At 50.6% G+C, this 12,613-nt stretch carries 11 protein-coding genes; 3 read left to right on the forward strand and 8 right to left on the reverse strand.

All coding sequences use genetic code 11. The features are described 5' to 3' along the window. Positions 1 to 17: 17 nt before the first annotated feature. Both AB3Y96_RS19935 and kch read left to right on the forward strand, forming a co-directional pair. Positions 18 to 1,553: an aldehyde dehydrogenase family protein gene (locus AB3Y96_RS19935; RefSeq protein ID WP_367300053.1), complete on the forward strand. Its 1,536-nt coding sequence runs from the start codon at positions 18 to 20 to the stop codon at positions 1,551 to 1,553. 147 nt (positions 1,554 to 1,700) lie between these two features. After that, on the forward strand, positions 1,701 to 2,885 hold the full coding sequence (kch, locus tag AB3Y96_RS19940; RefSeq protein WP_072310173.1) for a voltage-gated potassium channel protein: 1,185 nt from the start codon (positions 1,701 to 1,703) through the stop codon (positions 2,883 to 2,885). Positions 2,886 to 2,959: 74 nt separating this feature from the next. On the opposite strand, the gene ridA is transcribed toward kch, so the two are convergent. The 6 genes from ridA to aaeX form a co-directional block, all read right to left on the reverse strand. Continuing rightward, the gene (gene ridA, locus AB3Y96_RS19945; RefSeq protein WP_072310174.1) at positions 2,960 to 3,346 is read right to left on the reverse strand and encodes a 2-iminobutanoate/2-iminopropanoate deaminase; all 387 of its coding nucleotides are present in this window, start codon (positions 3,344 to 3,346) and stop codon (positions 2,960 to 2,962) included. A 138-nt stretch (positions 3,347 to 3,484) separates the two neighbouring features. After that, complete coding sequence (gene pyrI / locus AB3Y96_RS19950) at positions 3,485 to 3,949, reverse strand: aspartate carbamoyltransferase regulatory subunit (protein ID WP_072310175.1); 465 nt, start codon at positions 3,947 to 3,949, stop codon at positions 3,485 to 3,487. A gap of 14 nt (positions 3,950 to 3,963) precedes the next feature. Next, on the reverse strand, positions 3,964 to 4,899 hold the full coding sequence (pyrB, locus tag AB3Y96_RS19955) for an aspartate carbamoyltransferase (protein WP_367300054.1): 936 nt from the start codon (positions 4,897 to 4,899) through the stop codon (positions 3,964 to 3,966). 344 nt (positions 4,900 to 5,243) lie between these two features. After that, positions 5,244 to 7,205, reverse strand: coding sequence for a p-hydroxybenzoic acid efflux pump subunit AaeB (gene aaeB, locus AB3Y96_RS19960; RefSeq protein ID WP_367300352.1), 1,962 nt, complete (start codon positions 7,203 to 7,205; stop codon positions 5,244 to 5,246). Positions 7,206 to 7,301: 96 nt separating this feature from the next. Then, positions 7,302 to 8,237, reverse strand: coding sequence for a p-hydroxybenzoic acid efflux pump subunit AaeA (gene aaeA / locus AB3Y96_RS19965; RefSeq protein WP_139130982.1), 936 nt, complete (start codon positions 8,235 to 8,237; stop codon positions 7,302 to 7,304). Between the two features lie 7 nt (positions 8,238 to 8,244). Further along, positions 8,245 to 8,448 (reverse strand): p-hydroxybenzoic acid efflux pump operon protein AaeX, encoded by a 204-nt coding sequence (gene aaeX, locus AB3Y96_RS19970; RefSeq protein ID WP_004097177.1) that lies wholly within the window; start codon positions 8,446 to 8,448, stop codon positions 8,245 to 8,247. Positions 8,449 to 8,863: 415 nt separating this feature from the next. On the opposite strand from aaeX, the gene aaeR reads away from it, so the two are divergent. After that, positions 8,864 to 9,784, forward strand: a complete 921-nt coding sequence (gene aaeR / locus AB3Y96_RS19975; RefSeq protein ID WP_040046147.1) for an HTH-type transcriptional activator AaeR — start codon at positions 8,864 to 8,866, stop codon at positions 9,782 to 9,784. Between the two features lie 527 nt (positions 9,785 to 10,311). Here the strand turns inward: aaeR and tldD are convergent. Continuing rightward, positions 10,312 to 11,757, reverse strand: coding sequence for a metalloprotease TldD (gene tldD, locus AB3Y96_RS19980; protein ID WP_072310178.1), 1,446 nt, complete (start codon positions 11,755 to 11,757; stop codon positions 10,312 to 10,314). 6 nt (positions 11,758 to 11,763) lie between these two features. Continuing rightward, positions 11,764 to 12,612 carry a deaminated glutathione amidase gene (nit1, locus tag AB3Y96_RS19985; protein WP_367300055.1) on the reverse strand — a complete coding sequence of 283 codons (849 nt, stop codon included), beginning with the start codon at positions 12,610 to 12,612 and terminating at the stop codon, positions 11,764 to 11,766. Position 12,613 lies beyond the last annotated feature (1 nt).

The following is a 12,613-nucleotide window of genomic DNA, read 5'->3' on the forward strand; positions in this document are numbered from 1 at the left end:
GACTCAAGGAGACAGTAATGACGAATCACGCTCTTGATATTCTCACTCCCGGTAGCGGCAACTCTCCCCTCAAACTCAAATCACGTTATGACAACTTTATCGGCGGAAAATGGGTGCCACCCGTTGAAGGAGAATATTTTTCTAACCTGACCCCGGTTACCGGACAAGCACTTTGTGAAGTGGCAAGCTCCAGTAAAAAAGACGTGGATTTAGCGCTCGACGCCGCCCACGCAGCCAAAGATGCCTGGGGGAAAACATCGGTACAGCAACGCGCCAGCGTGCTGTTTAAGATTGCTGACCGCATGGAGCAAAATCTAGAACTGCTGGCTCACGCTGAAACATGGGATAACGGCAAACCGATCCGTGAAACCCTGAACGCCGACGTTCCGCTTGCTATCGACCACTTCCGTTACTTTGCCTCCTGCATTCGCGCTCAGGAAGGGGGTATCAGCGAAATTGACAGTGAAACGGTGGCCTATCATTTTCATGAGCCGCTTGGCGTCGTAGGGCAAATCATTCCGTGGAACTTCCCCCTGCTGATGGCCTGCTGGAAAATGGCGCCAGCGCTGGCGGCAGGCAACTGCATCGTGCTCAAACCCGCTAAGCTAACGCCGATGTCTGTGCTGATCATGATGGAGCTGATCGGCGATTTGCTGCCAGAAGGCGTGCTCAACGTGGTAAACGGTGCCGGTGGAGAAATTGGCGAATACCTCGCCACCTCACCGCGCATTGCCAAAGTGGCGTTTACCGGCTCCACGGAAGTGGGTCAGCAAATCATGGGCTACGCGGCGAAAAACGTGATCCCCGTTACGCTTGAACTGGGCGGAAAATCACCCAATATTTTCTTCGCCGACGTGATGGACAAAGAAGACTCCTTCTTTGATAAAGCGCTGGAAGGATTTGCCATGTTTGCCTTTAACCAAGGCGAAGTCTGTACCTGCCCAAGCCGCGCGCTGGTGCAGGAATCGATCTACGAACGCTTTATGGAGCGCGCGATTAAACGAGTGGAATCCATTCGCTCGGGTAACCCGCTTGATAGCAATACCCAGATGGGCGCTCAGGTTTCTGCGGGTCAAATGGATACCATTTTAAAATACATCGAGATTGGTAAAAAAGAGGGCGCTCGCGTACTGACCGGCGGCGGCAAACGCCTCTTAGAGGGCGGACTAGGCAGCGGATATTATTTAGAGCCCACCATTCTGTTTGGCAAAAACAGCATGCGCGTTTTCCAAGAAGAGATTTTTGGCCCAGTACTGGCCGTCACAACGTTCAAAAATCAGGCGGAAGCGCTTGAGCTGGCTAACGATACCGACTACGGCCTCGGCGCTGGCGTATGGACGCGTAACGGTACCGTCGCTTATCAGATGGGCCGCGGAATTCAGGCTGGCCGCGTGTGGACAAACTGCTACCACGCCTATCCGGCACATGCCGCATTCGGTGGCTATAAACAGTCTGGCATCGGGCGTGAAACCCACAAAATGATGTTGGAGCATTATCAGCAAACGAAATGCATGCTGGTTAGCTACAGCGAAAAACCACAAGGGTTCTTCTGATACGAAAAGGTATTAGGTTAATAAGCCTTATTTTCCCTCTCCCCTTTATCGGGGAGAGTTAAACTGGCAAGCAACGCGCCCAGACTCAAACTGTTCATCACCGGCGTTTCGCGCTACACTTTTTTTATTTGAATCAGTCCCTTTGCCGTGAAAAAACTATTCCACAGATTCATATCTTTGTTTAAACCGCACTGGTGTCTGGCCGTGTTGGTGGCCGCGTATGGCTATCTCTTCATGCGTCCGGTGATGCTGAGAGCGTTTGACTATGTGCCAAACGCCATCAGTTCGTTCAGCTCATGGAAAGAGACGCTTTCTGTTACTGGCCTACTTGAAATCCCACAGTTTGTGCTTGGATTTGGCTTAATACTCATGGCGTTCGGGCTGCTGCTGCGCGCGCGTGTGGCATGGGCATTCTCGTTACTATTGTTATTCGTTACCGGCCTACTCAGCTTTCTTTCACCTCAGGAAATGCTGAATCTATTTCTCTACGCTGTCATATTGCTGGTTTTACTCATCGCCTATTGGCGGCGCTTTGACCACGCCAGCTTGGCCGCCGGTGGTCTATTTGCGTTAGTCAGCTTTGCGTCTTTACTGCTGTATGCCGTTTTTGGTTCGCTCTATTTAGGTGGCGAATTTGTTCCACCTATTTTAGATATGCCAACGGCGTTCTATTTCTCGGTAGTCAGTATGTCAACGGTAGGCTTTGGCGATATTGTTCCTCATACGGCAACCGCTCGGCTATTTACCGTCTCCGTTATCGTTATGGGGATTACCGTATTTGCGACGTCAATCAGTGCCATTATTGGGCCGGTGATTGGCGGTAATTTAAAACGATTGGTGAAAGGCAGGATTTCTCACGTGATGCGTAAAAATCACTTTATTATCGCGGGTGCCACTCCGCTAGCATTGAGCGTTTATCTCGGGCTTAAACAGCGCGGAGACGCACTAACCGTCATCGTGCCACCCAATGTTTCCCATGAATATCCACCGGACACAGACCTGATCATCGGCGATCCGTCTAATGCCCAAGTGCTGATCGAAGCCGGTGCGGCGAAGGCAAAATTCATTCTGGCGCTGCGTGACGATGATGCAGAAAACGCGTTTATCGTGCTGGCGGCAAAAGAAGTCGCCAATGCCAACACCAAAACTATTTCGGTAGTTAATGCCAGCAAACACCTGCAGAAAATTAAGCGCGTGCAGCCTGATATGGTGTTCTCGCTTCAGCTACTCGGCAGTGAATTACTGGTTCGCACGCTGAGCGGTGAGCCCATCGATGATAAATTAATTACCGAACTCTTCTTCGGCAATACGTCGTCAGTGAAAGACGCCTAAGCGTAATTTTTTACAGCGCGAAAAACAAAACAGGCCAGCAAATGCTGGCCTGTATAACATTGATAACCGAACGATTAGCGACGCACTGCGATCGCTTCGATTTCAATTTTCACGTCTTTAGGCAGACGCGCAACTTCAACGCATGAACGCGCTGGGAACGGCGCATTATGCTCAGTGAAGAATGCTTCGTAGATCGCGTTAACGGTCGCAAAGTCGTTCAAATCTTTAACGAAAACGGTTGTTTTCACAATATCTGATACTTTCAGACCAGCAGCTTCAACGATAGCCTGCACGTTTTCCAGAGACTGGCGCGCCTGCGCGGAAATGTCTTCAGCAACCTGGCCATTCTTCGGGTTCACTGGGATCTGACCAGAAGTGATGATCATGCTACCCAGATCAACGCCCTGAACATAAGGGCCGATTGCGGCAGGTGCGTTCTCTGTACTGATGATGCGTGACATATCTGCTCCTATAGGATTTCGGATGTATGATGAACATTAAGCATAAATTCGCCACCATTATAGGGAAGCGGCCTACTAAAACCCACCCGCCGCCTCGCAATCCCGAGTTAAATCTGGAAATTAGTATTGAGCTTTAATCTAAAACCCCTGCATCACGGCATGATGTTCAAACTCTTTTTCACAGTACTTACACTTCAATAACACTTCATCTTGGCGCACGCGAACTTTAAAGCTGGAAGACACCGGTTCGCTACGGCTAATGCAGTTGCTGTTTGGGCAGTCCAGCACGTGGTCAATCTGCTCTGGCAGCGTTGGCGTGAGTTTGAGAACCACTTCGTAGTTATCGATACGGTTTACCGTCGCTTTAGGCGCATAAATCGAAAGTTGGTTGACCTGTTCTTCGGTCAAAAAGACGTTTTCGATTTTAATCAGGTCTTTACGCCCCTGCGCATTTGAAGGCAGGTTTAAGCCGATAGTAATGCGCTGATCTGTCTCGGTGAGTTTGAACAACGTTAAGAGTTTGAAGCCGACCTGCGCTGGGATATGGTCAATCACCGTGCCACGTTTAATCGCTTCTACCTGTAATTTATTATCGTGTGTCATTTTAGCGTCCTCGATTAAAAGTTCAGTTCAGCATTCAAAACCAGAGCCAACAAAGCCTGACGAGCAAAGATGCCGTTTCCTGCCTGCTGGAAATAATAGGCATACGGAGTTTTATCTACGTCGTTGGTGATTTCATCAATACGCGGCAGAGGATGCAGCACTTTCATGTTGTCACGAGCGCCTTCTAAGGAAGCGGCGCGCAGCACAAACTGAGACTTCACGTTGGCGTATTCAGACGGGTCCAAGCGCTCTTTCTGTACACGGGTCATGTACAGAATATCCAGTTCCGGTATCACCTCTTCGATACTGGTATGCAGGCTGTATTGAATGCCTTTTTCATCCAGCATCTTCAAGATATACGCCGGCATCGCCAAGGCATCTGGCGCGATGAAATAGAAGCGATTTCCTTCAAACTTCGCCAGCGCCTGAGTTAATGAGTGCACGGTGCGGCCATATTTCAAGTCACCAACCATCGCAATATTGATGTTATTCAAACGTCCCTGCGTTTCCTGAATCGTAAACAGGTCGAGCAGCGTTTGGGTTGGGTGTTGGTTCGAACCATCGCCCGCGTTAACGACCGGAATCGAACCACAAAACTCAGTGGCTAATCGCGCAGCGCCTTCCTGCGGATGGCGCATCACAATGGCGTCCACGTAGGTGCTGATTACCGAGATGGTATCCGCCAGCGTCTCACCCTTCTTACCCAGCGACGTATTGCTGCTGTCGGAGAAACCGACGACCGAAGCGCCAAGGCGATGCATCGAGGTTTCGAAAGAGAGACGGGTACGCGTTGAGGCCTCGAAAAACAGGCTGGCAATCACTTTGTGTTTCAACAATTCTGGCTGCGGATTGGCCTTCAGGCTTGCAGCAGTACGTAATACCAGCTCCAGTTCTTCACGATTCAGATCGTTTATGGAGATGATATCTTTGTTATACAACGGATTAGCCATTTGTTGTTCTCCTGTTTTTCGCGCCCGCGGACCGGGGCGACGGGATGTTTAAAATGTAATCAACCCGATCGCTGGACAAAAAAAAGCCCCTCATTGAGGGGCGATTAACGATCGTTTTAGCAACGGAAGAAAAAAACGGTGGCAGCCGCCTTGTTCAGGCAGGGCGTCTAGTCGACAAGCGACCCAAACAGCACTGATAGCCACAACGTTTTTCATGCAGTCTCCCGGCAAATTGTCGGGCATTATACTCACCCGCAGCGATGCTGCAAGCGCTAAATCACGATTTTTATGATCCTACGCAAACGATTTCTTTTCCTAAGCCCCATTCATCACATGGATAGGATTTAATCAATTAGCGCATGCTGGTATTTCTCCAACATGGTCGATAGCCGTTTGACCGGGATCGTAACGGTATACGGTGCCTGATAGTGTACCAAGCGTGCTTGATACTGATTCAGTTCATCTAACAAGCGGAAGAAGTAGCCTCTACGCTTACTGTCGCCGCCTGCTGAAATCACCTTATTGGCGGTGGCTCGTATCTGTTTATGGAAGTCTGACAGCTCTTGGTTGACCGGAATCTGCGCATTGCGTAAACGCTGGTGGGCGATGATTAACGTCAGCGCCAAACGGTATTTAGCGATGTCATTCGGGAACAGATTCAACAGCTGAAAGAGCTGTTGATACAGCGCCGGTAAATGGTTTTCATTGCGCCGAGCCTGATTGGTGGTTAACGCGGATACCGCGCTGTACACAAAGCCATTGAGTAATGCGCGCCCTGTACGAGCTTTAGAACGGTCGCGGATCAAGAACAGCACAATCATCGCCACAAAGCAGCCGATGATCTGGCCAATCGCGTTGTCCAAAAAGCTGCTGACCGGAAACGTCATCGGGTTGCTTAACACCATAATGTTAATCGTCGAAGCCAAGGTCCCCAGCGATCCCAAACGGCGTTTTTGCACTTCCAAACCGATAACAAACGCCATCAGCCCCAAACTGATACACAGCAACAGCATGCTTTGCTGCGTGGCGGGAAGGATCAGCATGTAAAACAACGCACCGATCGGCAGCGCCATAATCGTGCCTAACAGGAAATCAATCGATGCCATGCGTGGGTTCGGCGTGCGCATCGCCAGCGCGGTCACCACGGCAATCATAACCATGCAGCCACTGCCGGATGTCCAACCTGTCCACAGCCAGAACAGCGCACCAATGGACGTGGCTGCCCACGTACGTAAACCGTTGATCATCGCGTGATGACGCTCTGCGGAGGCGGGTTTCACCACATACTCGCCTTCGAGAATATTTTCTTCAACCGAACTAATACTGCTGTTGGTATGCACCCCTTTCGCCAATAACAGGTAGCGCGTAGCGGCGCCAATCCAGCTGCTGATGGTTAGCGGCACCGAGTCCGTGGGCTGCATCGATAATAGCTGACGCAGCTGTTTCATTCGCTTGTGAACATCACCGATAGTTTCTACCGGCTCAAGGATCAGAACCTGCATTTCACTGGGAATACGTTCTGGCGCATTTGAGCTGATAAAGAAGGTTTCACAGGCCTGCGTGATCAGCGTTAAAGAAACGGTGTTCAACGCCTTCAGGCGGCGGTTTACGCGTACCCAACGGGTGGATTCCAACATCAGATTGCTGCGCATCCCATTGAGCGCATTGGTGCCTTTTACTAAATCGTTCCACGATTTATCCAGCACTTCTCGCTCGTCAGGGCGAACGCACATTTGCAGTAGCCGGAATTGATCGACGATCAGCGAACTCACCACGCGGTCAATATCACTTTTAATTGAGCGTGGCGAAAAGATAATGTCAGCCAGTACCGCACACACGATACCTAATACGATTTCACTACAGCGCTCAACCGCATACAGCGGGCTCAACAAGGGTTCGGTTGCCGTTGTCACCACGATAATAAGCGCGGTATAGCCTGCTAAGCCAAAGGCATAAGAGTTCTCCACGCGCACCAGCGAAGAGATCCAGGTACAAAAGCCTGCCCATGCGCAGCACAGGAGCATCATCACCAGCGGCGCACGGATGAACAGCATCATGATCAGCAAACCGCCAATCGAGCCAATAAATGTTCCGATAATACGTAGCCAACCACGGTGGCGAATGGCCCCAGAGAAAGGCTCGCCCCCAGCTGCAAACGCCGGACCTGCGGCTACAATAGCCGCGGTTAAAACCGACCAGCGCGGAGTTTCAAGTTGCAAATGAAAGCCAAGAAACAGCGCCAGCACGATAGCAAATGCTAACTTACAGGCAAAACGTAAGCGCAAAAACATGCCACCATTATTCATCATTGCCTCTGTCTGCGCTAAAAAGTGATAGGAATTTGCACGTTAACGTGCGTGCAAACCCCAAGTGAAAGTCAGTGAAAATATCGTTGAAAGGGCTTAACCAAATTCACGCAGACGATGTAGCAACTGCACAATCGGCGATGACGATTTACGCTCAACGTCTTGCTGGTTGCTCACCACCACGGTGGCGGTTGTCCCAGCCGGATAAGGCGTCTCTTGCTCTTTGTTATCAAGCAGGATTTTTACCGGAACGCGCTGTGCCAAACGAACCCATTCAAGGTTAGAGTCAACGGTCGCCAAGCCTTTGCTATCCGCCGTAGAGCTTTTGTTGTTCACCCCTGCGGATACGCTATCTACGGTGCCATACAGAATACGGTTACTGCCCAGCGGCGTAATCTCCACGCGATCGCCGCGCTGGATGCCGTCGAGTTTGGTTTCTTCCATGTAGGCCAGAATGTAGAAGGTGCCTTTTTTCACCAGCGCAACCGCCGTAGCGCCACGGTTAATAAACTCCCCCTGATGCACGTTCAGGTTGGTTACCCAGCCATCGGCCGGAGCACGCACCACGGTACGTTCTAGATCCAGTTTTGCCAGATCGCGCGTCGACTGCGCTTTTGCCAGCTGCTGACGCACCGTTGCCAGTACGTTGCTTGACTGATCAATCTCTTCTTGGGACATCGCCTGAACGCCTAAACGGACACGACGCCCAGCCTCTTTCGCTTTTTCACTGACCAGAGTTTGGTAGTAGCGCACATCGGCCTCAGCCTGATTTAGCGCTTCTTGATAACGCGGCTGATCGATAACAAACAGAATCTGCCCTTTCTTCACCAGTTGGTTATCGCGAATAGGAACGTCCGATAGCAGGCCGCTGACGTCTGGCGCAATGGCAACCACGTCGGCGGTAAATTTGGCATCACGCGTCCAAGGGGATTCGGTATAAAAGGCCCATGCTTTAAACACGGCAATTGCCGCGACTATCACGATGATCACGGTGATAGCGATGCGGGTCATTTTTATCATAATTTGATTCACAGTGACCTCAGACAAATAAGCAGGTAATCAAGTAGAACAAACAGCAGTACAACGCGGTATTAAACAACGCCGGATGCCAAACAAAATCGTAGATCCCCGTCGGCTGTAATACCCGCCGGAACAGTAAAAACAGCAGCAAAGCCACCAGCAGTTCAAAAAACACCGGTGGAAAGGACAGGCCAAAAACGACCATTACCGGTAGCAGCCCCATAATTCTCTCCACTCAAATAATATTTAGCCTAGCTCAACGCGGCGTTCTTCGTTGGCTGCATAGCGCCACGAACGATAACTTTTGCCTTACGCGATCCACTAACCGCCCTCACCCTAAAATGCTGGCTGATGGCGTTTAACTCAGAAGAAGGATGTCTGTCAGAGGATGTGAACTACAGGATCTGATGGCAGAAGGACATTTCGTCGTTTCGATACACAGAGGATTATTTCCGCATCGTCAATGACAATATCTTAGCGCAATAATAATCACCATGTATAGAATATGTGAGCTAAATCACTTTTTATTTAAAATAAACAATCAGTCGTTTTTTTAAGCTATCATCGTTACCTAAAAGGCTGATTGTATGGCGGTTTTTCCCATCTAGCCTCACTTCCCTATTAAGGTAGATTGAACAATGGAACGACTTAAGCGAATGGCCGTATTTGCCAAAGTAGTTGAATGCGGCTCCTTTACCAGCGCAGGACGCCAGCTTGAGATGAGCGTTTCGTCCATAAGCCAAACTATTTCCAAGCTGGAAAATGAGCTGAATATTAAGCTGCTCAACCGCAGTACGCGCAGCATTGGTTTAACCGAGGCGGGGAAAATTTATTATCAGGGCTGTCGGAAAATGCTGCTTGAAGCGCAGGAAGTCCACGAACAGATTTACGCCTTCAACAATACGCCAACGGGCACCTTACGTATCGGTAGTTCATCCACCATGGCACAAAATGTCTTGGCGCCGATGACGGCACGCATGCTGCGCGAGTATCCGGGATTATCGATTGATTTAGTCACCGGCGTTCCTGCGCCAGACCTTATCGCTGACGGACTCGATCTGGTGGTACGGGTGGGTGCATTACAAGACTCCAGCCTTTTTTCTAAGCGCTTAGGTTCCATGCCAATGGTGGTATGCGCGGCGAAAAGCTATCTCCAGCAGCACGGCACACCAGAGAAACCCGCCGATATCACCAGCTTTAGCTGGCTAACCTATAGCGTTCGCCCCGACAGTGAATTTGAGCTGATAGCGCCAGAAGGGCAAACCCTGCGCCTCTCGCCTCAGGGCCGCTTCGTTACCAATGACTCACAAACGCTCATCCGCTGGCTCAGCGAAGGCGTGGGCATTGCCTACGTGCCGCTGATGTGGGTCATCGAAGAGATAAAACGCGGTGAAGTTGAAATTCTCTTCAGCCGTTATCAATCCGATCCAAGACCGGTTTACGCCTTACATACCCAAAAAGATAAGCTTCCGCTCAAAGTGCAGGTTTGTATTAACTACCTCAGTGAATATTTCACTAAGGTTGGGGAGATTTATCAGGATTATCGGCAGGAGGAGTGAGCTAGCTTTTCGTTTGGGGCTCACTATACAAACTCCGTGTAATATTTCGTCCGCCTGTTTAAAAAGCATTTCCATGAAAACTAATTAGAAGGCGTCCGATGAGAGCCCCATTGCGCGGGGCTCTCAACTCGCGCGCTTCTATCCGAGATGCCATTTCCGCTCCGGTTTGGTATCGCCCGTCCTGGGCGCCCCAAACTCCAGCATGACATCCATGTCATGCTGGCTCGTCCAACCAAAACCTAAACAATGAAAAGACAAATACGGACAGCGCTTTTGTTTTATTGAATGGCATGCATTTTAGAGTCACCAGCAGGGATGCTGGTGACGGGTTGAGGGCGCACAGGATGTGCGCTCCGAGACCGGTCGGTCAAATAACTCGGTAAAAAGCGCGAGAGTCGAGAGGTTGCGCGCTAGCAACCTTTCGTCGGACGCCTACGCCAGTAACAGCATAGAAAAACCAGAAACTGACTGGCGGACGAAACCCTTCACCGTTCAAGTATAGAAATACCGAAATGTAAGGCGACAGCTTACGCCGTTCCCCCTACTGTCATTGAATCCAGCTTCAACGTTGGCTGACCAACGCCAACCGGCACGCTTTGCCCTTCTTTGCCGCATACGCCAACGCCTTTATCCAGCGCCAGATCGTTACCAACCATAGAAATTTGCTGCATAGCTTCAATGCCAGAACCAATCAGCGTTGCGCCTTTCACCGGTTTGGTAATTTTGCCATTCTCAATCAGATAAGCCTCTGACGTTGAGAAGACAAATTTGCCCGACGTAATATCGACCTGACCACCGGCAAAATTCGGCGCATACAGGCCATATTCAACGCTGGCGATAATATCCTGCGGCGAAGATTTGCCTGCCAGCATATAGGTGTTAGTCATACGTGGCATTGGCAGATGCGCATAGGATTCACGGCGACCGTTACCGGTTGGCGCAAGCCCCATCAGGCGCGCATTCATTTTATCCTGCATAAAGCCTTTCAGAATGCCTTTTTCGATCAGTACGTTGTATTGACCTGGAACGCCTTCATCGTCGATTGCCAGAGAGCCACGACGCCCGCTGATTGTGCCATCATCAACAACGGTACACAGTTCAGAAGCCACCAACTGCCCCATTTGCCCGCTGAAGACAGACGTACCGCGACGATTAAAATCACCTTCTAAGCCATGACCAACCGCTTCATGCAACAGCACGCCCGGCCAGCCTGCGCCAAGCACGACCGGCATTGAACCGGCAGGAGCCGCCACCGCAGACAGATTTACCAGCGCCATGCGTACCGCTTCTTTGGCAAAAGCATCAGCACGCACATCGCCATCGACGAGCTCGAGGAAGTATTCGTAACCAGAACGACCACCGCCGCCGCTCGAACCACGTTCACGGCGACCATCCTCTTCTACCAGCACGCTGACAGAAAGACGAACCAGTGGGCGAACATCTGCTGCCAAGGTGCCATCGGTTGCTGCGACCAGAATTAACTCATACACACCAGTAATGCTGGCAGAAACTTCCTGCACTCGGGGATCTTCCGCACGCGCAGCGTTATCAACGCGATGCAGCAGAGCAATTTTCTCTTCACGCGGCAGGCTTTGCAGCGGATCAATGGCGGGGTACAGCAAGCTATAAGGCACATTGCCTAAAGTATGAACTTTGCCATTGCCCTGTTCACGTACGATGCTACGGGCCGCCTGTGCGCTTTGATTCAGCGCATTAAGGGTAATCTGGTCAGCGTAGGCGAAGCCGGTCTTCTCACCGCTAATAGCGCGCACGCCAACGCCCTGATCGATATTGTAAGAACCGTCTTTAATGATACGGTCTTCAATCACCCAAGATTCATGGTAACTGGACTGGAAATAGAGATCGGCGTAGTCAAGCTGACGTTCAGCCAGTGTACCCAATACTGAAAACAGATCTTGATGACTCAGGTTGTTAGCAGCCAATAGCTGCTCACTAACGAACGTCAGACTCATAGCGTTTTACTCTTCTTGATCCAAAGGATTAACCAGCGTCGGCTGGAATCTGTTGTGTTGCGCGACCGGCATCTGGGTGCGGATATTCTCAAGTGAGTTAGTATTCACTTTAACTTTAATCGGCATCACCAAATCGGCATTCTGTTCAATAATATTGCCCCAACCATCTACCGCCATGGTATGTCCCCACGTGCGGCGCGTTGCGCCATGACGGCCAACCTGTGCCGGAGCCAAAATATAGCATTGGGTTTCAATCGCGCGAGCACGCAGCAAAATTTCCCAATGGGATTCCCCAGTTACGCGGGTAAACGCCGCAGGAACGGAAATAATTTCGGCACCTTTATCGCGCAGCGCTTGGAATAAACCAGGGAAACGCAGATCGTAGCAGATAGTCATACCCAATTTTCCCACTGGGGTATCGACCACGGTCAGGTGCTCACCGTGCTGATAGGTATCCGATTCACGGTAGTGTCCGTGCGTATCTTTAATATCCACGTCAAACATATGCAGCTTATCGTAACGCGCTTTCAGCTCGCCTTGATCGTCAAATAACAGGCTGCTGGCGGTAATTTGCTTGCTGTTTTCACGGCTAATCAATGGCATTGAGCCAATCAGGATCCACACGCCGTAGCGGCGCGCCATATCGCGGATAGCGTCCTGCAACGGGCCTTTGCCTTCTTGCTCGGCCTGCTCGTGATAGGCTTTCGAATCAGCAAACAACAGTGCGTTTTCTGGCGTCATCACCAGCTTGATGTTGTTATTCAACTGTTTGATTTGCTGTTCTATTTGCGCCAGATTCGAACGGGTGTTATCTCCGCTGCACAGTTGCAATAAAGCAATATTTGCATTCCTCATC

Origin of the sequence: Hafnia alvei (assembly GCF_964063325.1) — a bacterium.
Classification (GTDB): Bacteria; Pseudomonadota; Gammaproteobacteria; order Enterobacterales; family Enterobacteriaceae; genus Hafnia; species Hafnia alvei_B.